Raw genomic sequence first — 21,040 nt, forward strand, 5'->3', positions numbered from 1 at the left:
CGGACCGTGCGACTTCACCGAACTGACCCTGGTCGGAACAGTGCAGGCCGGGTGGGTACCGTCCTGGTCGGAGCCCGCCCGCCTGCTGCCGCCATCGACCGCCCGGATGCAGGAGGCGGTGCGGTGGCGGTGGCAGTGGCAGTGGTGCAGGCGGTACGGCCTGCCACCGCTGACATCCCCGACACGGCTCCGCTGCGCGGCTCCGCTACGCGAACCACTACTTTTGTCCTACCGGCTGTCCATTACTGCTCAAACCCGATCGGATCCCCTCCTTCATGCTCCTGTCCATCATCGTCATTGCCGTCTCCGTCTTCCTCTGGTTCAGAAGGAAACGGCGCGCGGCGCCGTCCGCCGCTCAGCTGGCCGCCGAGGGCTGGCTGCCGCCGGAGCAGCAGAACACGGACCGGTCCTTCGCGGACCACGAGGCGATCGCCGTGGTGGCGGCACTCGAGCGGGGCGACTGGCAGCCCGCCGCCCAGGCGCTCGAGGCGACGGGTACCGACTGGGACCGGCGCTCGGCGCTGGCCGGCATCATCGCCCACGAGGCGGCGAAGGACGACGCCTGGCTGCGGGCCTGGGAGGCCGCGCGCCCGGACGACCCGGCCGCGGCCCTCGTCAAGGCCAAGGCGAAGGTGACCGTGGCCGGACAGATCCGGGGCACGGCCTGGGCCAAGGACACCACGGCCGAGCAGTTCGCAGGCTTCCACCGGATGCTGGAAGAGGCGCGCGAGGACTTCACCCGCGCCGTCGCCCTGGCCGCGCCGGAGGACCCCACCCCGTACATTGCACAGATCCCGCTGTACACGGGCACGGGTGCGTCGCACGAGCAGATGCGGGAGTTGTGGGCCGAGATCACCTCCCGCGCCCCGTACCACTTCGGGGCCCACTCGAGCGCGCTGTGGTACTGGTTCCCGAGGTGGCACGGCTCCGAGGAACTGGCCCTGCAGTTCGCGTGGACCGCGGCGCGCACGGCCCCGCCCGGCAACCTGATGACCATGCTGCCGCTGCACTACTGGTACCACCACCTGGACGACGACGCCCCGGCAGTCGCCTACCGCTCGGTCGACCTCACCAACATGGTCAACGCCGCGCTGCTGGACGTGGCGGCTTGCCGCCCGGATCACCCCTGGCTGGCGGACGCCCGTCACCTGCTGGCGTACCTGCTGACGAAGCAGGAGCGGTACGCGGAGGCAGTAGAGCAGTTCCGCCTGCTGGACGGCTGGATAGGGGCCACACCCTGGACCCACTACACCAAGCCGGCACCGGCCTACTGCGCCTACCGCAACGAGGCCATCAGGGGCGCGCGCCAGGTGAGCCGCTGACGGAGGGACGGAGGGCCGGGGGCGAAGCCGGGGTACGGGCCGAAGGCTCGACTGCGCCTCGCCAGGGACCTAGGCTGCCGGCCGCGGCCGCTCGTCCTGGCCGTCGGCCAGGACGAGCGGCAACCTTCGGTTCATCCCCGTGCTCGAGAAGGTGCGCATCCGTCTGCCCGTCGGCCGCCCCCGCACCCGGCCCGGCCGACGCCATCGCAGGCGACAAGGCCTACGCATCCCGCCGCAACCGCGCCTACCTGTGCAAACGTCAGATCAAGGCGGTCATGCCGGAGAAGAGCGACCAGGCCGCCTACCGGAGGAACAAGGGCAGCACAGTACGACCGCCGGACGCCGTAGAAACTCTTCCCGGCTGGCGGGATCCCCTGGGACGAGTCACCTCACGAGATCATTTCGCTGAGAAGACCTCCCTGACATCACATCGCGGGCCGGGTGGCCATTCGGCCCGGGCTCAGCCGAAGACGGCATCCCGGAAGGCATGCGGACGTCGGTGAGAGGCTGCCCGTCGCGGTGCGGGCCCGTCCGTCAGCGTAGTGATGCCGGCGCGGCCGACCCGGCAGCATCGCGGAGATGAGGCGTACGCGAATCGGTCCGGGTGACCGCAGACCCGGCTTTCGACCGTGCCCTTGCTCTCATGGAGCGCGCCGGAAGCCTGCTCACGCAGGCGCGCACCAGTCGGCAGGTCGGGCATGTCGCCGCGGATCGTACCAACTGGCGGGTCGCCCACCGTATGAGGCCTGAGGCCTTCCTCTACTCGGCTTCGCTGTCGGCTCTGTAGCCCCGCAGCATTGCGTCCAGGATGTCGGTCAGCCGGGGGGCGACGTCGACGACGGCGTGGGCGAGTTCCGGATCCGACTCGTAGAGACGGCGCAGTTCGGTTCCCGGGGCGGCCATCTGCCACAAGGCTCCTGCCATCGCCGTGGCCGTGGCCACGACGTTGCCGGCCTGCGCCGGGCGCACAGCAGCCACCTGGCACAGTGCCTCGCCCACTGCCGCGCACGCCGCCGCGATGCTTCCGGCTTCCATCTGCCGTGCGCGGCGGTTCGCGGGCCTGTCCACCACGGCGCCTGGCCACGACCCCGGCGGCGGCGAGGCGCGCGGCCACACCTCGCGGCCTCATCCCACGACCTCGCCGAGCGAGCAAGGGCGGAGGAATGGAGCCACGAGGAATGCCTCGCCGCCTGCCTCCAGCACGAAGGCGCCCCCCGTGACGCCCACGGCACCGAGGCCGTATCCGCGCGGCCCGCTTCCCCTTTCGGACCGGAAGCAGCCTGCCTGTTCTCCGAGTTCATTTCCGGCCGCTGTGAACATGCGTCCGTGATCGTGACCAGCAACATGCCCTTCGGCCGCCGGGGGGGGGACGCCTTCGGCGATGACACCGACGCAATGATCGACCGCCTGGTTCACATGCGGAAGTCATCAGCCCTCCGCGGCGACAGCTTCCGCACAGCTGCGACGGGCTCAGTCATTGGATATCCCTGCTCGGCAGGCAATCGTGGCCCACGTTGCCGGAGACCAGGCCGGCCCACACCTGGAACCCCCACGGCCGTCAGGCGATGGGGACGTCCACCTGGCGGTTGCGCTGGCTCGGAGCCAGGTTGTCCTGGTCGGCATGGCGCCGGGTACCGTCCGAGAAGAACAGGGTCGACCGGACGTTGAGCTTCCAGGTGTCGTTGCCGTTGGGCTCGATTCTGATGCGCAGCCGTCCGTCGCGCATGGACGACCACGTGGCAGGCTCGGTCAGGCTCAGGGCGTACGGACCGTCGGCGTCCCCGTCCGAGAACTCGTCGTCGCCGAAGTGCTCGCCCAGAGTCCCGATGGTCTTGTTGGTGTGGTCCGTCACCGACGTGAAGACCTTCGTGTCGTGGTCCTTGTTGTCGTAGGTGGTGTAGAAGGTCACTTCGACCGCCGTCAGCGTCGCCTCGGCCCGCGTCTGTACCTGAGCCGTATTCCCGGGCCGGGTCGTCCCAGCCGCCTGGGCCGTCCCCACTCCGATGCCGGACACCACTAGGCCCAATATCATCGCCGTGCCCACTGTCTTCCTGTGTACCGTGCGTGCCATGACAGGCTCTCTCCCGTTGATTGCTCGGTATTCGGTCACCACGACTATGTCCCCGGCCGACGATGTTCCGGCATCCCCAATATTGGGGATGCCGGAGCGGTGCAGAGCAGCGGTCAGGAGTCGAGTGCGGCGAGCAACGCATCGCGGCCGCTGACACCGGTCTTCCGGAACACCGCCTTTACGTGGGTGTTGACGGTGTGCAGGGAGACCTTGAGGCTACGGGCGATCTGTTTGGGAGCCGCACCGGAGTACAAGTGCTGGAGAACCAGGCTCTCGCGGGCGGTCAGGCCGTGCCACGCCGCGAACGTGGGCAGGAGCAAGGCGCCGGTGGCGTCCTGGAGGACGACAGCGACATCTCCCTTGCCGTCCTCGTCGAGGGGCTGGGCGTGAACGGCGACCCGTCGTCCGAGAAACGCCGTGGGGCTGCAGGCGACCGGGCGCGGTGCGCCCGGGTCGACGAGGTGGCGCCGCGCGGCCAGAGATATCTCCAGCATCGACACATGGGGCATCCACTCCGGCGCCAGCCCGCGTTCCGGACTGATCTCCCGCATCCAGGCACGTGCCTCGGAAGTGAGGGAACGCACCTGGTGGTCGGCACCGACGATGACGACTCCCGCCGGGAGAGGTGCGCCGCTTGGAGACAGCCCGGCAGTTGCGTACCCGCGCAGCAGGGCGATCAGCGGCGGGGAGAGCTGGGCGAGCCGGCCGGCGTCGTCCTGGTCGAAAGGTCCTCTGCCCGATTCCCGTATCAAGGCCAGCAAGCCCCACAGCCCCTGGCTGTTACGCAGCAGCAACCGCACCTCGGACCCGGCTCCGTACGCCGCCAGAGTGCTCAGCACACGCTGGTGCCCCGGAATGGAAAGGTCGTTTCCGTCGAACAGCCCCACTGCCTTCGGCTGCCGGGTGATATCGGCAGGGCTGAACGCATCGTCACCCAAGTAAGCGTCGAACAACTGCGCCTGTACGAGATCGGGGCTGAAATCGTGCAGGAAGCCGAACGAGACGGCGCCGGTGATCGGATTCATCCCGAACAGACGCAGCCCGTCGTGCGCAACCCAGGGGGCGACAGCCTGCGAGACCAGCGCGGCCAGTTCGTCCCGTACGAAACGCTCTCCTACCGCCGCCTCCAGGCAACGAGCCACCCCGTCGACATCGCCCACGCATCGACTATGGTGCCGACCTCGAATCCAGTCCAGGGGCAGGCCTGTGCGGAGCCTCACAGGTCGAGAAGTGGTCGGATGTCCACAGGGGGGTGAAACGGCCTGCTCGGCCTGTGTTGTGCCTGTTCCAGAAAGTCCTCCGGGTGCGTCCCGTTGGATGTCGGCACGGTGGTACCGGGTTTCGGCCGGTCGGCCGGGGCGCTTGCCTGGTTAGGTGCGGAGGCTGATGATCCAGCCGCCGGACTTCTGCGTCGCCCGTTCCGCCTGTGCTGCCTCGGCGTCCTGGTGCTCGTACTCGGCCTGGCGCTCGGCGTCGAGGGCCCGCTCTATGCACCATGCACACAGTGCGGGCCGCCACCTCGGTCCCGACCCCGCAGCTGTCTCGATCGGGTGATTGGACGGTAAGTGCCTGTGTCTGAGGCCAGCATGACAGGTATCCGTCGGCAGGATTGAAGGCGCAGGGAAAGGCGGCATGCCCTGCGGCGAGACCATTTCAGGGCGTCGTTCAGCGCGCACGCTGTGGCGCCGGACCGGGACCCGGGCATCCAGTGCTGGCTCGGCCTCGGCCTCGGCCTGGGCGGCCTTGCTAGCTTCCAGCGCGACCGCTTCAGCGCTGGCACGGCCCCATCTCAAACGGCTCCTCCGGAAGCGGCATGAGCAGCGGCTATCCGAGTGCGAACCCCTCAGCGATCGTCCTGGGCCTGGACCCGCTCCTGGGAACGTCGTCCTGCCGGTCCCACTCTCGGCCAAGTCGTTCAGCTCGGCGATCGAGGCCGCCTCGGGGCCGGGGACGAAGCGGGTTGCGGCGGAAATGGCCGCCCCGCCCCTCGACTCCGCGCTCCTCATGGGCGCCTGCAACCCATGGGCAGTAGTAGAAGCTCTCGCTGTCGATCTTCCATGGGTTCAGAGAACCTCAAGGCTCCGAACCGCGGACTCAGGGACACCATGGCGACTCTGCCCCATGAGGGAGGCCGGTTGCCCTATCGCTAGCCTGTGCGAGTGATGCCTACCGATAATGATCGACAGTTCCCCGCCGCGCTCGCCGCTGCGATGGCCGTACCGTTTGAGTACGCGGACGGAGACGGGGTCAACTTCGAGCCTTTCGAGGCATTCCTGTCCGCTGAGGAGACCACCGACTGGTTCCGGGCATGGACCAGAAACCGCGAACTGGACGGCGCCCGCTTCCGCGTCTTCGGTCAGGACGGCTCGGGCGGGTACGCGGCATTCTGGCTGATCCGCCCGGGCCGGACACTGGCCGATCAACCCGTTGTTTTCCTCGGGTCCGAGGGGGAGACGGGTGTTGTGGCGCGCGATCTGGGCGACTTTCTGTGGCTCCTGGCCGGCGGCTTCGGGCCTTGGGAGGCAGCCACCTCCTATGAGCCCGACTGGCTCCCGCGCCCCAACCGCGACCTGACGGCCATCGCTGAACGGTTCGCACCGGGCCGGCGTCGGTCAGCCGCCACCGTGATCGAGCTGGCCACCCAGGAGTTCCCTGAATTCGACGACACCATCATGGCGCTCTGCCCCTGATTCTGCACCGGAAGTCTCCCCGGCACTCAGCCGAGATCCACCGCCACGGGGCACGAACTTCCGCCGCGGCCGTCGGCGGAGGAATCGAGCACTAGCGGGACGGAGCGTCCAGCAGGTTGGTGATGAGCTTGCGCAGCCGTCCCTCGATCACCGGCTGCACGCCGTGCACGAGCTGCGCGCCGTAGACGATGGCGGTCCCGGCAGGCGGCGCGCTGGTCCAGCGGGTGCGGGGGACGTCCCGCAGCGCGGCCAGGGTCTCGGGCGAGGCGTGGTGAGAGATCTCGCGGGCGAACCGGGTACCCGGCAGGAAGCCGCTGCCCGGTTCGGCGGTGCGGTCGGTCCACAGGGCTTCGGAGGACGAGGTGTCGACGAAGAACTCCCCGCCGCGCTCCGCCTCCTGGAGGTGGAAGGCCACGCGCGCGACCCGCTGCGGCCGCGCGCAGGGGTCGTCCACGCCGTGCAGGTGCGGCGCGATCTCGTCTCCGGGCCTGAGGTCGTGGTAATCCCACGGCGTGACTCCGGCGATCGAGGGGAAGACCCGCCGGATGGCCGGCAGGGCCCGTTCGATGGCGTCGTTGAGGATGTCCTGCACTTCGCCGGGCGGCGTCATGCCGTCGCTGGGGCGCGCGGGAGCCCACCCCGTCGCGTCGAGGTGCTCGTCCAGCGTCTTGATGACGTGGGAGGTCTCATCGGGGGTGAGGAACCCCTCGATGGTGTGCACGGCCAGCGTCTCGGTCATGTGGATCACGTGGTGACTCACACCTCTCGCGGTGGTCGGCGTGGAGCGTTCCGTCGCTGCGCATTCCATCGGGCGCGAGATGGGGAGACAAGCGCCGCGGCGTATTCCAAAGAAGCGCGGGAGCGCACGCGCGGGCGCGTAGGGGGCGCACGTGGGCGCCCCCGGCACGCTCGCACCACGGCCGGGGCCCGTGCCGGCCCATGGGACAGGCGTTAGGACGTCCCCGGAGCGATCACGGGGGCGGCCGCGTCTCGCAGCCGGCCCAAGTCGCTGACGAGAGCGTCCGCGATTTCCGGACACGACATCGTCTTCGTCTTCCCGGGCCCCTCCGGCACCTTGGCCGTGTGGGCGGGACTGGCCAGGCACTCGGCCGCGTACTGGGCCAGCCACCCAACCCGGTGCGCCTGCTTCCGCAGTACGTCGCTGGAGCTGGCCTGAAGCCGAGCGTCGGCCGTCTCGGCCTTTCGCACCAGTTCCTCGGCGCTGTCCTTCGCGGCGTTCCCGGTGGTGGTGTGTTGCAGCCGGGAGCGGAGTTCGTTGGCTGCCTGGTCCAGGGCCACATAGGAGTCCGTCTGATCCGTGCGCGCCTTCTCGGCGCGCTCGTCCTGGCGCTCCTCGCGGTTCCCGTCCAGCGTGATCTGGGCGGTCATATAGGCGCCGCCGACGCTGGCGAGAACTCCGAGCAGGGCGATGATGATGGGCGCCCAGACGGAGAGGACCTTCAGTGGCCGGTCGGCCGGCGCATCGGTTATTCCCGCGCCGTCGCCGTTGTTGTCGTCGTCCATGCTCATGCCACGAGGATGGGGCTGGGAAGTAGCCGGCCGCCACCGTCCGGGCAGGGAGCGTTCAGTGTTCCCGCCACAGCCGACAAGATCCGGGCCCTTCTCCGACACAGAAGGCGTCCGGGCCCGCGGCCGCGCCGCCCCGGCGCTTCGCCGACCAGGGCCGACTCGCCGGAGCAGGCCGGCAGGTACCGCTCGACGCGAGCGCCGCGCGGGCGGATCTCCTGCACGAAGCGGCAGAACGTGCGGCGCGGGGCCCGCTGTGCCGGCTCCGTGGGCGGGTGGAAGGTTACGTTCGTGGTCATCGACGAACACGCACGCGTCGAGCGCGCCTTCTGCCGGATGAAGACTCAGGCGAGAGCAGTCAGGCAGAACTGCACGAGGCCGGCGTCGACTTCGAGGACGATCTTCTTCATCTCCGGCCACAGTGGCTGGAAGTCCGTTCCCCACTCGACCGTGAAGGCGAGGATCTTCTCCTCCTCCCGGTCCGAGAGGATGTGGCGCGCGTAGACGTAGTCGTCGCTGGTTCCGCAGGTCGGGTACAGGTCGAAGGCCTGCTCGGGGGTGTACTCCTTGCCGCGTACGCCCTTCAGCGCCTCGCAGAACCGCTCGGCGAGTACGGCGGAGTCGTCGGCGTCGCCCTCCTCGATGAACTCGGCGTAGACCAGGCCGTCCTTGAGTCCGCGTTTGCCGTCGAAGAGGGGGTTGCGGAAGTTCTTGGCAGGGTCGACGGACTGGTTCTGGTCGTCGCCCCACACGTAGAGCATCTTCTGGGAGTAGCTGTGGACGTCGACGAACCAGCGGGTACGGGCGAAGCGGTCGAGCAGCCAGCGCACGTTGCGGGGCTCCGGCTCCGAGAAGGGCTCGGGGCCCTGATAGACCTGGTCGGGGTTGGCCGGGTCGTCCGAGACGCGGACCGGGGCGGAGGGGTGGAAGGCGGTCCGGTAGTCGAAGAGGTGGTCGTAGTTGCGATTGAGGTCGACGCCGACCGCGGCGGGATTGCCGCCGGACTGGGCCGGGTTGCGGTTCCGCCGCCACAGGGCCTCGACGGTCTGGCTGTAGCGCCGGCCGTCCGGGTTGACGAGCGGGAAGACGACGACGTCGAGCTCCTCCAGGACCGTGCGCACCTGTGCGGAGGTGAAGCTCGTGCCTCCGTACGCAAGGCCCGTACCGCCGGCGTGTGCGTGCAGCAGGTCGGCGGCGAAGTTGACCAGGATCTCGCAGCTGCCCCACTCGCGGGCGTGTGCACCGCCGATCAGGACGACGGCGGGCTTCGGCTCCGTGGGGTGGGTACTGATGCGCAGGGCGTGGCAGGTCCTGCCTTCGAAAGTCGGCTCGGGCAGCTCGATGAGGTCCGCTGTTGGGAACGCGGCGGCCAGGCTGGTCACGCCGGATTCGACCTCGGTGACGTTCAGGTACGGCATGGCGGCCCTCCTAGCTGTCCCGCACCTTGAGGGCGAGTCCCTGCGGAACCTCGTCCTCGGCGGCGAACCGGTCTCCTTCGCCCACCTCGGCCTGGCGGGCACGTCCGGTGGCGGTGGCGTCCTCGACGGTCACGGCCGACACACCCTCGCGGGCCAGGGCTTCGCCTTCCTCGGGGGACACGTAGGCGTCGAAGGTGAGGCTGCCGTCCTCGTTCTGACGGATCCGGCCGCCGACGTCGGGGCGGGAGTCGCTCAGCAGGGCGCGCAGGGTGTCGGCGTCCTTGGCCGTGACGCGAACACGCAGGACGGTGTATTCGCTGGACATGACGGGCCCCTCTCGGGCGCCGTCGGGCTCGGATCAGCCATGCCGACCCGGACAGGGGGACGGCGCACTCGCGACGAGTGGACGGGTGCTCAGGTGGTCGGGTGGTCGGGTGGATCGCACCCGGGAGCATGCATACGGTGGTATGCGCGCTTACATCCGATGTTTACCTCGTATCCTCAGCGTGCGCTCCCGCCGCAGAAGGAGTCAAGCGGCGCCGCGGGCATCCAGCATGTCGTGCGCGTCAGCGCGGGATCGCCGGGCGCGACCGCGTTCGCTACGGCGGCTCCCGCAGTAGCAGCGCCCGCTCAGCCGGCACCCCGTGCCGCCGGGCGTACGTCAGGCGTTCGCGTACCTCACCCAGGGTGCGGGGGCGGTAACCAGGGCCGTCGGTGCAGCCCATGTGGAATCGGATGCCTGCTCGCAGCAGCAATGACAGCGTGCGCCAGGCGGCCTCGTCCCGGCGGCGTGGGGGTGCGAAGGCGGCGCCCACGTGGATGAGGGGACGCGCACAGCGCGGACACCGGCGGTCCGCCCGGTCGTGGCGGCCGGGGCGGCGCTGCTTGTACGAGGCCCGGCAGGGCAGGCAGACGTACGACGTCTTCGCGGGCGGCATGGGGAGTGAGTGTAGGCCCGCGCGCTCAGCCCTCAGCCCTCAGCCCTCAGCCCTCAGCCCTCAGCCCTCAGCCAGCGGTGGAAGTGCCCTGGCGCCCTGCTTATCGTGAAGGTGAGGGAGGCGAGAGTCATGACGTCGACCACACGTGACGAAGCGCCGGTCGTTCTGCAAGCCGAGGGCGTCGAGGTACGGACGCAGGAGATCGGCGGCGGGATGAGCGTGCTCTATCTGAGCGCCGTCAAGGGCACCGACCTCGGGCCCGCCCTCGAGGGCCTGCCCGACGGTCTCTGCCAGTGCCCGCACTGGGGGTTCCTCGCCAAGGGCCGGATCCGGCTGCGGACCAAGGACGGCGAGGAGACCTACGAGGCCGGGCAGACCTACTACTGGAGCGCCGGGCACGCCCCCGAGGCGCTGGAGGACAGCGAGCTCGCCGAGTTCTCCCCCACCGGCGAGCTCGACGCAGTGCTCGCCCACGTCAAGGCGCAGATGGGCTGAGCAGGTGAGCGTTCCCGGCCCCCGGCCCGAGCTGCCGGCGCCCGGCGCGGCGGCGCTCAACCCGGCATTCCTCGCAGCGCGGCAGTCCCGGCCGGGGCCGGGCAGCACCCGGCCGTCGGAGCGCCTGCCACCAACCCGCAGCCGGACTTCTCACCTTGCGACGATCTGGAACCGTGGCGTGGCCCGGCCCGGCCCGGCCGACCGACCCCGAGCAGTTCGAACTCGCCGACGCACGCCTGGCGGACGGCACGTAGGCGGCGGAACGGTCGGGCTGTACCGGTGCCCAGAGCCGCGCCGGGCCGCCGGGGGCTGGTGGGCTACGGCCTCCCCCGGCCCGCGGCACCCTGGGAGTCACCAGGCGACCGGCAGCGTCTCCGGTCCCCTGATGAGCGCGGCGGGCTGCCACGCGATCTCCTTCGCGGGCACGGCCAGCCGCAGGTGCGGGAACCGGGCGAGCAGGCCGGTCAGCATGACCTCGGACTCCAGCCTGGCGAGCATCGACGCCAGACAGAAGTGGGGCCCGTGTCCGAAGGAGAGGTGCGGGACGCGGGACCGGTCGACGTCCAGGTCGTCCGGACGCTCGAAGACGGACGGGTCACGGTTGGCGGTGAGGTAGGAGGCGTAGACCACCTCGTCCTTCGCGATGAGGGTGCCGCCGACCTCCACGTCCTGCGTGGCGATCCGGGCGATGCCCACACCGCGGCGGTGCGGGATCCAGCGCAGAAGCTCTTCGACGGCCTGCGGGAGGACGGCCGGTTCGGCCCGCAGTCTGTCCGCCAGGCCGGGCTCGGTGAGCAGCGCGTACACCATGTTGGCGCTGTTGTTGCGGACGGCGTGCGTGGCGCTGATCTGGATCAGCACGGCCAGGGCGACGGCCTCCGCCTCGCTGAGTTCGGCGCTCGCCACCGCCGTGGCCAGATCGCCGGCCAGGTCTTCTCGGGGTTCGGCGCGGCGGTGCCGGAGGAGGGCGACGAAGTAGGCGCGGATCTCGGCCTTGGCCGCTTCGCTCTCCTCCCGCGTATGCGCCGCCGTCAGGAGCATGCCGGTCCAGTGCGCCATGAGGGGCCGGTCGGATGATGGCACTCCCATCACTTCACTGATCACCGTCAACGGCAGCGGTGCGTTGAAGTGCTCCAGCAGGTCCGCCGGGCTGCCGTGCCGTTCCATGCCGTCGAGCAGTTCGTGGGCCGTACGCTCCACGAGGGGACGGAGTCGTTCCATGCTGCGCGCCGAGAACGCCCGGGCGACGGCCTTGCGCAGCTGGGCGTGGCGGGGCGGATCGGTGAAGCCCACGGCCTCGTCCTGAGGGATGGTGTGCGGGGACAGCCTGGTGACGGACCGGCCGATCAGCGCCCGGCGGCTGAAGCGGGCGTCGGACGTCACCAGCTTGACGTCCTCGTAGCGGGTGACGAGCCAGGCGTGGCCCTCGCCGTGGGGCAGCCTGATGCGGGTGATCGGCTCGTGGAGCAGAAGGCGGGCCATGAAGGGGTCGAAGTCCAGGGCCGGCAGGTCATCGACCGCCCAGTCATGTACTGGGACGGGCGCCTGCGAGGAATCGATCGACGACATCAGTGTCCCCCAGCCGTCCGGCGGCGGTCGGCTCCGGGCCTCGTCGAAGCAGTCGCCGGGCCGACCCTTATAGGAACGCTGCCCACTGCGCGGGCCCGCATCCGCGATGCTGCACAGGTGAGGAGCCCCGGCACGAGGGCCGTCAGGCGGTCCCCGCCCCCGGTGCCGCGCTGTCCACGGCGAGAGACGGGCGCCCAGCCGCCCGGCCGGATCGGTCCGTGGCGCCGATCCGGCCGGGCAGCTCGGGGAGGGTGCCCGGAGGTCAGGCGTGGGGCAGCCACTCCGGGCGGCAGGCGCCGCGTGGGAGGAGGACCTGCCGGTACGCGCTCGGCGTCTCGGACATCCGTACCTGTTCGGTGACTCCCTGGTAGTGCCCGAGCGGGGTCTGCGCGGTGAAGGTCTCCGGGGCGGGGTAGGCGTGCTCCTCGCCGGTGCCGGCGATCGCGGTGGCGTACGCCTTGTCGAAGACGCCCATGCTCAGGATCCACAGGGCGACCCGGGACAGGGAGACATGGACGCGGTAGCTGCCGCCGTCGACGGCACGGCGGCGCAGGGCCTCCACGATGCCGGCGGTCATGAACCACGAGACCAGGTAGTCGTTGACCACCGTGACCGGCGGCAGGGCCGGCCTGTCGCCGTCGCCCTCCAGGTGCAGCAGCCCGGTCAGCGCGCCCGCGGTCTGGTCGAAGCCGAGGTGGCCGGCCCAGGGGCCGCTCCTTCCGTTCAGCGAGACGGTCGCGTACACCAGGCCCGGCCGCCGGGCGACCGCCTCCTCCTCCGACAGCCCCATGGCCTCCATGGAAACCGGGACGGCGGTTGGCGAAGAAGACGTCGGCCCCCGCCTGGAGTTCATGGATGCGGGCCGGCCCCTCAGGGGTGTACGGGTTCACCGTCGCCGAACGGACGCCTACGTTGGCTGTCCGATAGGTGACGTCATGGCCGACGACCAGGCGTTCGGGCTGCCGCATCCCCTGCGCGACGGCGGTGGCGGGGATGCCGGACGTGGAGGTGGCCAGCAGCGCGTGGGCGGGAGCGGCCCGCTCGACGGTCCGCCAGATCTCCTGCTTGACCTCCAGGCGCTCGGGCCCGTTCTCCTGGACGACGTCGGCGTCCGCGACGGCGGTGGCGAGGTCGGCCTCGAAGCGCAGCCGGCCGGTCAGGCCCTCGGTTGGGCAGCCCAGTCCGGCCAGGCCCTCGACGACCTCTTCCAAGCCGTCGAGGACCAGCTTCTCCACGTCGGGGCGCGGGTCGCTGACGACGACGTCCATTCCGTGGGCGAGGAACAGGCCGGCCCAGGAGATGCCGATCACTCCGCCGCCGATGACCGTGGCCCGCCGGTACGTGCCCGGGAGGCGGACGTACGGGCCCGGGAGGCGGACGGTGTCCACCGCTGCCGTTTCGGTGCTGTTGTCCATGGCCTTCACGCTTCTCTCGGTATCCGGTGGCGCCGGCGGCGTCGGGAACGCTCAGCCGGCGAGGTAGTCGTGGACCGCTTCGGCGACGATGTGGCTCGCGCCGACGACCTCCAGGACGGGCAGGTCCGCGAGCGGCGCCAGCGCGTGGGCGAAGAGCTGCAGCCGGGCCGGGCCGCGGAACCCTCCTGGAGCGCGGGCCGCGCGGTGTGCACCCGACCCCGGCGGGCTCGGTCTTCGCGACGGGCGCACGAGGGGTACTCAGCCTCCAGGACGCCGCCCTCGAACGGGCGCGGCGCGTCGCACACGGGCTGGAGGGCGACGTGCGGGTGGGGTACGTCAGCATCCTCAGTCACCGCTATCTGCCGCGGCTGCTGCGCGCGGCCGCCAGGGAGATGCCCGGCCTGCGGATCAAGCTGCGCCAGGACTCCTCGGCCTCCGTGGCGGAGATGGTCCAGTCCGGCGCCCTCGACCTGGGCTTCCTGCGCGACTCCTCCCCCGTACCGGCCGAGCTGGTCGCCCAGGACGTCGCCGTCGAACGCCTCGCCGCCGCGTCCCCCACCGACCACCGGCTGGCCGGCGAGGAAGCGATCGGACTGGCCGACCTGCGCGAGGAGGACTTCGTCCTGCCCGACGCCACGGCACTGCCATCGCTCGCGCAGCAGCTCCAGCTCGCCTGCCACGAAGCAGGCTTCACTCCCCGGCTACGAGCCGGCGCCGACGACCTCACCGGCCTGTTCAGTTACGTGGCCTCCGGGCTCTGCGTCAGCGCCCTCCCCGGGACGCTGCGCGAATTCGCCCTCCCCGGAGTCGCCTTCGTCCCGCTCCGGGGCACGTCACCCAACCTGGACACCCATGTCACCGCCGTCCTCCGCCCGGACGCGGACGCCGCCGTCCAGCGGCTGCTCGACCTGATCATTCGCCACATGCCGCCCGAGGAATGCCGTTGAACATGCGCGGCCCCCCTGGGGTTCCGCTGAACATGCGCGGCCCCCTGGGGTTCCGCACGCCCGACCGTCCGCCCCGCCCGCCCCGCCCGCAGGAAGCCCCTGGTGCAACACGAGGCCGGCCTTCCCCGGCGGGCACGGGCCACGGCATTACCCTGCACACCGTGACAACCACAGCACCCAGCCACGTCTACTACTTCGAGGTGGGGACCGGGGTCTGGCGAGGGACGTTCACCTTCCGCGTCACCTCGTGGCGGCGCTTCCTGCGGGCCCGGGAGATCGGTGCCAAGAACCGGCTGCTGGTCATCGCCATGTGCGTCGCCCAGTGGCTCACCGGCACGCCCCGGCTGGACTCCACGATCGTGGCCAAGCCGCGCGAGGGAGATTTCGGAGAGGCCGACAACACGGTCAGGCTCTCGAAATTCGGCGCGACGCTCTACCTGTTGCAGGAGCGCTACGTCCTCGATGCCGATGGCCGCAAGGTCATCGTGCACGCGGACGAGCAATTCGGCCCCGTGCCCAAGGTCCTCGCACGGACCTTTACCTACCCTGCGGAAATCCGTGAAACGGGCATGGCGTCCACCTACCACATGCCTCTTCTGGGAACCGCGTGGACCGCGACCTACCAGGTGGCAGCCGACCGGCGGACACTCGCCGGGCAGCTGGTGTGCGACTGGGCCGAGGCCACGGAAAAGGCCGCCCGGATCCCTGCGGCCGGCGGCACCACCGGAGACCGCCCATGACGGCCGTGGGCCCCTCCCCCGCCGAGAAGGTCGCAGGCGTCGTGAGCCGCCTCGCGGACCACGTGAGGCGCTACGACGAAACGCGCGACCCCCGTGCGGTGTTCGCCTACACCTACTACCGGCTCACCTCCAGCCTGGCCGCGAGCCTGCGCACGAACGCGCTCGCGTTCCGGGAGCCGCACTGGGTCGCCGACCTGTCCGTCTCCCTCGCATCCGCCTACTTCACGGCGATAGCGGCCATCGACACCTGGCTCGGGGACCGGCCACCGCGCCGGGACGCCGTCGTCGACCGGGCGGACCTGCCGGAGACCGTTCCGCAGCCATGGCGCGACGTATACGCCGCCTCCACGGCCCGGCGGTCCTACGTCCTCGAGGACGTGCTCTTTTCCATGATGGCGCACATGTCCTACGACCTGCCCCTCGCCTTGCGGTCCCTGAACGCCCAACGGAGCAATCACGACCACATCGGCGACTTCCACCGGATGAACGAGCTGCTCGCCAAGTGCATCGACGAGGTGCAGGACGACCTGGCCGACCGGTACTGCCGCGGTCTGCGCTCCCTGGACCGGCTGTTCACCCGCGACGACGAGCTCCTGACGAACTACGGCATCCGCGTCGTCCGGGGCCTGGCCTGGTTCAACTGCGACCGGCTCCTGGACCCGGTGTCGGCAGCCGAGGCGATGGGCTCCATCGGCAGGTCCACAGCAGCCCTCATCGCGCGCATCAGGCACCCGGACGACTGGAAGCTGCGCTGCGGCACCCGCCTTCTGCGCCTGCTGATCCCTTCCCGCAGGCAGTGGCCCCTACCGGGCAAGGCCCTCGGCTGACGCGACACGGGCTGCGGCCGTCGGCGGCGCCGGGCGTCAGCTCTCGCCCATCATGCGGTACATGCCGATCGAGCCGTGCGTGGCGGTATCCGCGAAGCCGAATTTCTCGTAGAGGAAGCGCGCGGGACCGTCCGCGATCAGAGAGACGTAAGCGGTGGCGGGCGCCCGGCGTTCCAGTTCCTCGGTGAGTGCGGCCATGATGAGCCTGCCGAGGCCGCGGCCCTGGTGCGCGGGGTGTACGCATATGTCGACGATCTGGAACGCAGTGCCACCGTCTCCGATGATTCGCCCCATGCCGATGGGCTCGCCCTCGTGGTGGAGGACCACGCCGTGCCACGTGTTGGGCAGGGCGAGCGCGACGGCCTCGGGGGTTTTGTCGGAGAGACCGGCATCCGTGCGCAGGCGGCGGAAGACCGCGACGGAGGGCACACCCGTACGCAACTCGTAAGGGTCATAAGAGCTATTCATGTGTTACACGCTACAGGGTGTGCGAGGGGCTCCGGCACGCGATGCAGCCCTGGACGAAGACGAAGTGGGCGCCGCCCTGCGAGGGAGGGGACGTCATCCCTTCCGCCGGGGAGGCGACCGCACCCGCCGGCACGCCGGTCGCGTTCGCACCCGACAAGCGCAAGAGCCCATTCCGTATTTCCGCACACAGAAATCACCGAGCAGGCAGGCGATAGGGGCGACGGGCCCATTACCATTCCCCCCACGGGGCGAGCGACGCGCCGGCCCCACGGGGGAGTTGGTCGTCATGCCACTGAAGACATACGGCGTGCTCGTCGCACGCGCAGTCGACACCCGCCGAGAGGGTGCGGCCGATACGCCTCACTATCAAATCCATCTCACGGATGATCAGGGGACGCACTACCGCATCGCGGTGAACGTGGAGTCCCAGGAGCAGCCGTCCGAGCTGCTCTACCTCGTCCACGAGGACTTCCGGCATCCCGTCACCGACCGCCTCACAGGCCTCGCCGGCGGCTGGAACACTCTGCCGTCGGGGCCCGGTGGACCCAACCTCGACTTCGTCCGCGGAAACCTCTTCGACCCGTCGAAGATGCGGGCCCTCCCGCCCGACGTCGAGGGACCCGACAACGACCTCGCCGACATCCTCGACCACTACGTGCGGGACGCGGTCGAGGACCCTTCCGCCAGGCTGTACGTCTTCGGCGAGCGCTGGGGCCCCGAGCAGAAGATCAAGGACAAGGTCTTCGGGTTCCTGCCGGGCAACGGCGTTCACGACATCCATATGAACCAGGGCAACAGCCCCAAGTTCCGGCAGAGCGACGGGGTGTGGCAGGACGGCGGGTTGCTGATCCACTTCCCGGGCCGGTCCCGCTGGGTCGCCGTGTTCCTCGCCTTCCAGAGCCAGCAGTGGAAGACAGATGACGTTACCGGCCACGCCCTGCCCCCGGGCGGCGGCACCCGCCCCGAGCCGGACAGCCAACCGGTACGGATCGTGGCGGCCCTCGTCAACCCCCGTGGTCCGGCGCCGGAACAGGAGAAGGTCACCCTCATCAACGCCTCGCCCGGCCCTGTCGACCTGACCGGATGGCGCGTCATCGACCGGCTCGGCCACGGCGGCACCGTACCCCCGGGCCCCCTTGCCCCGGGCGCCTGCCTGCTCGTCCCGCTCACCGACGGCGCCCAGCTCGGCAATCACGGCGGCGAGATATCCCTCCTGGACGCCGACGGCAGGAAGGTGCACGGCGTGTCGTACACGGCAGACCAGGCCGCGCGTGAGGGCTGGTCCGTGGTGTTTTGAGCGTCTCCGCTCCGGTGCGGAGCTGCCGGCCAGGGCATCAGTAGAGGCGCTGTGCTCATCGACTCACGCAAAAGCGCGAAGACGACAAGGAGTCGGGTTATGGCACTCTCCCGCAGACGGCGGGCGATCATCGCCTCAGTGTTCCTCGTGGCGACGGCGGGATTCTGCCTCCCCTCGGATGCCTCCAGTCCGGCGCCCAGCATCAAGGAGGTGGCCCAAGGGAGGCAGGCCGGTCCGGTGAAAGTGGCTGTCCCGGGCCCCGTACAGGTCAACTTCCGTGAAGTCACCATCCCGCCGGGCGGTTCCACAGGAAAGCACTGCCACCACGGCCAGCTGGTCGGCGTCGTCAAATCCGGCACGCTCACCCACTACGCACCCGTGTACCCAGGCGGGGTCCATGTGTACCGCACGGGTGATTCCATCACCGAGGGCAGGGGATACGTCCATGAGGGGCGCAACGAAGGATCCGCTCCTTTGGTTCTCTGGGCTACGTACATGACCCCGGAGGGAAAGCCTCTGGCGGAAACGGACCTCGCCCAGTGCGATCGGACCCGCTGAGACGGTCAGGTTTTCTCCTGAACCGCCCCGACGCGACGTGCTTTCGTACACCTGTAAGGACCATCGATGCGCAACCTCAGGCCCGGTGAATCGATAACCGAGGCATGAAGCTGTTCGCCACCCTCAATGCTCTCAGTACTCTCAGCGCTCTCAGTGCGGTCATGCTCGGTATGGCTGCCGCACCCGCCCACGCCTCCGGCGACGACGATCCCCTCGCTCCCGTGCGGAAGCTCTCGACCGGCGTCGAGTCCACAGTGTGCCGGCAGGACCTCACCACGGTGCCGGTCGTCAGCCAGTACGCCGGAGCGGTGAAGGAAGCCTGCGGCAGTAAAGGCCGCCCCGGCGCCGGCCGTCCGCACCGCTGAGGCCGGTCGAACCACGTCGGCAGCTACTGGTTCAGCAGCTCCTCGGCTTCCTCCTGCGTCATCTTGACCGCCTCCGCGAAGGGGATCCCCTTCTCCTTCAGGGGGCAGCCGGGATAGTGGTCCGACCTTTCACCGTGAGCGGCGCCGCACAGAGGGCACTGCCGGGGAGGCGCGCTTGGCATCACTGTTCTCCTTGCTGCTGCGTCGAGTCGATCCGGGCCGCTGCCGAGGGCCCGGGGCCCCTCATCTCCGGTCCCCCGGCCATGCCCTGGACCGGACCCCCGGCCATGCCCTGACGACACCTATACCCACGACGGTGGCGGCCACGGCTCCGGCAGCGGTCCAGCGCCACACGGGCGTGGCCTCGTGGTCCGGTGGTATCAGCGCCAGGATGCCGCTCACCGCCAGGAGCACGAGGCCCAGGTTGAAGCAGCGCATCGCGAGGCGTATCCCTTTGAGCCACCTCGCGAACTGGCTCTGCTGCTCCCTGATCAGTTCTTCGTTCAGTTCCGGAGGGAGCATGTCGAGCGGGCCCCACCAGTCCTGGAGATCGTTGCGGGAATACAGGTGGCCGCGAGCGCCGACTCCCCACACCATCGCCACGATCATGAAGATCACCGTAAGGACGAGCGCGAGCAGCAGGGGATCCGCCCAGCGGAACACGTCGCGTTGCTCGATCACCACCCCCAGCAGGGTGATGCTCGCGCCGGCGAGGAGAGGTGCCGCGATCGTGAGCATCTCGTCGGAGGCGACAGGCCAGCCGAGTGGAGCAGGCTTACGCCACGAGAAGGGGTTCTCCGTCGCGGCATGACGCTCGGTCATTTCTCGGCCTCCCGGCCCGGCGGGACGTTCAGAAGGTACAGCACGCCCATTCAGGGCGGCACAGGCCGAACCGGCCACCGCTCCTCCCCCGGCTCCCCCGGTCCCGCACCCCCGTGTGATGTCCCCGGCGACCCCGCCGGAGTCAGCAGTCGACCGCAGCCGGCTCGGTCGCGCTGTTCGCTGCCGCTCGCAGGAGTCGGGGCGCCCCTCAGCCGATCCCGGTGACTGCTGATGCCAACGACAGGAGTAGAGCGCCCAGCGCACCAACGGCACCGTAGAGCCGCATCTCGCGCGAGGTGCCATGGCGGCAGACGTATTGGGTGGTGGCGGCGGTGAATGCCAGGCCGCCGACGATGAACCATGGCCCCCACAGGTAGAGGTACCAGCGGGTCAGCCCGAGCAGGCCGGGCTCGACGGAGGCTGTCCCGGCCTCGACCAGCACGCCGTGGATGACGAAGAGGCCGCCGTGCCAGACGAGCAGAACGGCTGCGCCGCCGCCGCAGAACACGAGGAAGCGGCTGATCCGAGTGCCCCGCAGCCGCGTCAGGCCGATGCCGATCAGCGACCCGAAGAGCTTGAGGAAACCAGTCACCCACAAGACGGCCAGGAACCATGGCACCCCGTCGCGGGCCAGCTTCACCAGCGCAGGCGCCACTGTCGACTGCGCGCCGAAGGTGCTGCCCATCGCCCAGACGAAGCTGGGTACCGCGAACAGAAGTCCCCATGCCGCAGCGGCGTATCCCCACCACTTGCCCGGGCGGGGGTCACGTACCCGGCGTGGGGCCGGGCGCGCCGTGTCACTTGAGTTACCCGAATGGCGCTTGATCGGCATGGTTTCTCCGTGGCAGAACAGTTACGGCGGGGTCATCTACGCGGGGGGGGGATCCCTCGGCCGCGGGGGCTGCCTCTCGACGCCTTTGCGGATGGCGGTTCGAGGGTTGGGGCCGACAAGCCCGAAGGTCGGATCCGGGACAGCCATCAGGGCGCCCCGGCGAGGGCCGCGTCGATCATCCGGCGGGTGGTCGCGGTCAGTTCGGCCAGGTCCGGGGCCGGGCGGGAGCGGGCGAGGGCGCCGGCGAGCCTGTCGTAGAGCAGCCCGTCCATCCATGCCGCCAGGAGTTCGGCGGCTTCCTGGGGCCGGTCCGCGCCGAGCGCGGCCAGGATCCCGGCGGCACGGGCGCGCGCTGCCTGTCCCGCCCGGTGGAGTTCCGGCCCCAGCGTGGGGTTGCGGGCTGCCTCGAGGCTGAGCTCGAAACGGGCCAGCTGGCGGTCGCGCCCCACTGTCAGCCAGCGGTGCAGCAGCCCCGCCAGGACCGCCGCGGCCACCTCCCGGTCCGGCGGCAGCGCGGCGGGGGCGCCGCCACCATCGATGTCGCCGATGTCCAGCTCCGCCAGCCGCTGGTAACAGGCTGCGATCAGGGCCGTCCTCGTACGGAAGTAGTACGAGGTGCTGCCTGCCGGCAGTCCCGCCGCGCCGTCGACGGCGCGGTGAGTCAGGCCGCGCAGCCCGGCGGCGGCGACGAGGCCGATCGCCGTGTCAGCGATCACCGTGCGGCGGTCCGGTGCGGGCG

At 70.2% G+C, this 21,040-nt stretch carries 25 protein-coding genes and 3 pseudogenes; 11 read left to right on the forward strand and 17 right to left on the reverse strand.

The annotated features are described in order from the left end of the window. Window positions 1–275 precede the first annotated feature (275 nt). Together V7793_RS02420 and V7793_RS02425 are read left to right on the forward strand one after the other, a co-directional pair. On the forward strand, window positions 276–1,322 hold the full coding sequence (locus tag V7793_RS02420; RefSeq protein ID WP_335581185.1) for a DUF4034 domain-containing protein: 1,047 nt from the start codon (window positions 276–278) through the stop codon (window positions 1,320–1,322). Between the two features lie 19 nt (window positions 1,323–1,341). Beyond that, window positions 1,342–1,645 (forward strand): annotated as a pseudogene (locus V7793_RS02425) (IS5 family transposase); the annotation flags it as partial. Between the two features lie 436 nt (window positions 1,646–2,081). Here V7793_RS02425 and V7793_RS02430 read toward each other — a convergent pair. Further along, on the reverse strand, window positions 2,082–2,357 hold the full coding sequence (locus V7793_RS02430; RefSeq protein WP_443057829.1) for a hypothetical protein: 276 nt from the start codon (window positions 2,355–2,357) through the stop codon (window positions 2,082–2,084). Between V7793_RS02430 and V7793_RS02435 the strand changes: the two genes are divergently transcribed. Further along, on the forward strand, window positions 2,358–2,990 hold the full coding sequence (locus V7793_RS02435; RefSeq protein ID WP_335581213.1) for an ATP-binding protein: 633 nt from the start codon (window positions 2,358–2,360) through the stop codon (window positions 2,988–2,990). It abuts the gene before it with no gap. Here the strand turns inward: V7793_RS02435 and V7793_RS02440 are convergent. Together V7793_RS02440 and V7793_RS02445 are read right to left on the reverse strand one after the other, a co-directional pair. Then, the gene (locus V7793_RS02440; protein WP_335581186.1) at window positions 2,881–3,336 is read right to left on the reverse strand and encodes a hypothetical protein; all 456 of its coding nucleotides are present in this window, start codon (window positions 3,334–3,336) and stop codon (window positions 2,881–2,883) included. The two genes, V7793_RS02435 and V7793_RS02440, sit on opposite strands and share 110 nt — an antisense overlap. Window positions 3,337–3,506: 170 nt before the next feature. Next, window positions 3,507–4,553, reverse strand: coding sequence for a helix-turn-helix transcriptional regulator (locus V7793_RS02445; RefSeq protein ID WP_335581187.1), 1,047 nt, complete (start codon window positions 4,551–4,553; stop codon window positions 3,507–3,509). Window positions 4,554–5,555: 1,002 nt separating this feature from the next. Between V7793_RS02445 and V7793_RS02450 the strand changes: the two genes are divergently transcribed. Continuing rightward, window positions 5,556–6,083, forward strand: coding sequence for an SMI1/KNR4 family protein (locus V7793_RS02450; RefSeq protein WP_335581214.1), 528 nt, complete (start codon window positions 5,556–5,558; stop codon window positions 6,081–6,083). 91 nt (window positions 6,084–6,174) lie between these two features. On the opposite strand, the gene V7793_RS02455 is transcribed toward V7793_RS02450, so the two are convergent. From V7793_RS02455 to V7793_RS02475, 5 genes are all read right to left on the reverse strand, one after another. Beyond that, on the reverse strand, window positions 6,175–6,831 hold the full coding sequence (locus V7793_RS02455; RefSeq protein ID WP_335581188.1) for a hypothetical protein: 657 nt from the start codon (window positions 6,829–6,831) through the stop codon (window positions 6,175–6,177). A gap of 203 nt (window positions 6,832–7,034) precedes the next feature. Further along, the gene (locus V7793_RS02460) at window positions 7,035–7,613 is read right to left on the reverse strand and encodes a hypothetical protein (protein ID WP_335581189.1); all 579 of its coding nucleotides are present in this window, start codon (window positions 7,611–7,613) and stop codon (window positions 7,035–7,037) included. Window positions 7,614–7,954: 341 nt separating this feature from the next. Further along, entirely contained in the window at window positions 7,955–9,028 is a 1,074-nt protein-coding gene (locus V7793_RS02465; RefSeq protein WP_335581190.1) for a M14 family metallopeptidase, read from the reverse strand. Window positions 9,029–9,038: 10 nt separating this feature from the next. After that, entirely contained in the window at window positions 9,039–9,353 is a 315-nt protein-coding gene (locus tag V7793_RS02470) for a hypothetical protein (protein ID WP_335581191.1), read from the reverse strand. A 274-nt stretch (window positions 9,354–9,627) separates the two neighbouring features. After that, a complete protein-coding gene (locus tag V7793_RS02475) occupies window positions 9,628–9,966 on the reverse strand; it encodes a deoxyxylulose-5-phosphate synthase (RefSeq protein ID WP_335581192.1) in 339 nt (112 codons plus the stop codon). Window positions 9,967–10,095: 129 nt separating this feature from the next. Here V7793_RS02475 and V7793_RS02480 point away from each other — a divergent pair, with 129 nt between their 5' ends. After that, window positions 10,096–10,461, forward strand: a complete 366-nt coding sequence (locus V7793_RS02480) for a hypothetical protein (RefSeq protein ID WP_335581193.1) — start codon at window positions 10,096–10,098, stop codon at window positions 10,459–10,461. A gap of 351 nt (window positions 10,462–10,812) precedes the next feature. On the opposite strand, the gene V7793_RS02485 is transcribed toward V7793_RS02480, so the two are convergent. From V7793_RS02485 to V7793_RS02500, 4 genes and pseudogenes are all read right to left on the reverse strand, one after another. Then, a complete protein-coding gene (locus tag V7793_RS02485) occupies window positions 10,813–12,030 on the reverse strand; it encodes a cytochrome P450 (protein WP_335581194.1) in 1,218 nt (405 codons plus the stop codon). A 262-nt stretch (window positions 12,031–12,292) separates the two neighbouring features. Beyond that, window positions 12,293–12,820 (reverse strand): CoA transferase, encoded by a 528-nt coding sequence (locus tag V7793_RS02490; protein WP_335581195.1) that lies wholly within the window; start codon window positions 12,818–12,820, stop codon window positions 12,293–12,295. Window positions 12,821–13,025: 205 nt separating this feature from the next. Continuing rightward, window positions 13,026–13,445: pseudogene (locus tag V7793_RS02495) on the reverse strand (3-hydroxyacyl-CoA dehydrogenase NAD-binding domain-containing protein); the annotation flags it as partial. Window positions 13,446–13,496: 51 nt separating this feature from the next. After that, window positions 13,497–13,625 (reverse strand): annotated as a pseudogene (locus tag V7793_RS02500) (acetoacetate decarboxylase family protein); the annotation flags it as partial. 26 nt (window positions 13,626–13,651) lie between these two features. Here V7793_RS02500 and V7793_RS02505 point away from each other — a divergent pair. The 3 genes from V7793_RS02505 to V7793_RS02515 all read left to right on the forward strand — a co-directional run bounded on the left by V7793_RS02505 (window position 13,652) and on the right by V7793_RS02515 (window position 15,959). Further along, window positions 13,652–14,392 carry a LysR family substrate-binding domain-containing protein gene (locus V7793_RS02505; RefSeq protein ID WP_335581196.1) on the forward strand — a complete coding sequence of 247 codons (741 nt, stop codon included), beginning with the start codon at window positions 13,652–13,654 and terminating at the stop codon, window positions 14,390–14,392. 161 nt (window positions 14,393–14,553) lie between these two features. After that, on the forward strand, window positions 14,554–15,132 hold the full coding sequence (locus V7793_RS02510; protein ID WP_335581197.1) for a hypothetical protein: 579 nt from the start codon (window positions 14,554–14,556) through the stop codon (window positions 15,130–15,132). After that, on the forward strand, window positions 15,129–15,959 hold the full coding sequence (locus V7793_RS02515) for a DUF5995 family protein (RefSeq protein ID WP_335581198.1): 831 nt from the start codon (window positions 15,129–15,131) through the stop codon (window positions 15,957–15,959). The genes V7793_RS02510 and V7793_RS02515 overlap by 4 nt, the downstream gene beginning before the upstream one ends. A 36-nt stretch (window positions 15,960–15,995) precedes the next feature. Here V7793_RS02515 and V7793_RS02520 read toward each other — a convergent pair whose 3' ends face one another. Beyond that, a complete protein-coding gene (locus V7793_RS02520) occupies window positions 15,996–16,427 on the reverse strand; it encodes a GNAT family N-acetyltransferase (RefSeq protein ID WP_335581199.1) in 432 nt (143 codons plus the stop codon). A 286-nt stretch (window positions 16,428–16,713) separates the two neighbouring features. On the opposite strand from V7793_RS02520, the gene V7793_RS02525 reads away from it, so the two are divergent. The 3 genes from V7793_RS02525 (at window position 16,714) to V7793_RS02535 (ending at window position 18,647) form a co-directional block, all read left to right on the forward strand. Then, window positions 16,714–17,724, forward strand: a complete 1,011-nt coding sequence (locus tag V7793_RS02525) for a DUF2278 family protein (protein WP_335581200.1) — start codon at window positions 16,714–16,716, stop codon at window positions 17,722–17,724. A 99-nt stretch (window positions 17,725–17,823) separates the two neighbouring features. Further along, window positions 17,824–18,282: a cupin domain-containing protein gene (locus V7793_RS02530; RefSeq protein ID WP_335581201.1), complete on the forward strand. Its 459-nt coding sequence runs from the start codon at window positions 17,824–17,826 to the stop codon at window positions 18,280–18,282. A gap of 170 nt (window positions 18,283–18,452) precedes the next feature. Beyond that, entirely contained in the window at window positions 18,453–18,647 is a 195-nt protein-coding gene (locus V7793_RS02535) for a hypothetical protein (protein ID WP_335581202.1), read from the forward strand. A 23-nt stretch (window positions 18,648–18,670) separates the two neighbouring features. Here V7793_RS02535 and V7793_RS02540 read toward each other — a convergent pair whose 3' ends face one another. The 4 genes from V7793_RS02540 to V7793_RS02555 form a co-directional block, all read right to left on the reverse strand. Continuing rightward, the gene (locus V7793_RS02540; protein ID WP_335581203.1) at window positions 18,671–18,829 is read right to left on the reverse strand and encodes a hypothetical protein; all 159 of its coding nucleotides are present in this window, start codon (window positions 18,827–18,829) and stop codon (window positions 18,671–18,673) included. Between the two features lie 61 nt (window positions 18,830–18,890). After that, window positions 18,891–19,469, reverse strand: a complete 579-nt coding sequence (locus V7793_RS02545; protein WP_335581204.1) for a hypothetical protein — start codon at window positions 19,467–19,469, stop codon at window positions 18,891–18,893. Between the two features lie 208 nt (window positions 19,470–19,677). Next, entirely contained in the window at window positions 19,678–20,301 is a 624-nt protein-coding gene (locus V7793_RS02550) for a DUF3995 domain-containing protein (protein WP_335581205.1), read from the reverse strand. Window positions 20,302–20,447: 146 nt separating this feature from the next. Next, window positions 20,448–21,040, reverse strand: a 593-nt coding sequence (locus V7793_RS02555; protein ID WP_335581206.1) for a TetR/AcrR family transcriptional regulator, incomplete at its 5' end; no start/stop codon positions are given.

It is taken from the genome of Streptomyces sp. KLMMK (assembly GCF_036961605.1).
GTDB classification, from domain to species: domain Bacteria; phylum Actinomycetota; class Actinomycetes; order Streptomycetales; family Streptomycetaceae; genus Streptomyces; species Streptomyces telluris.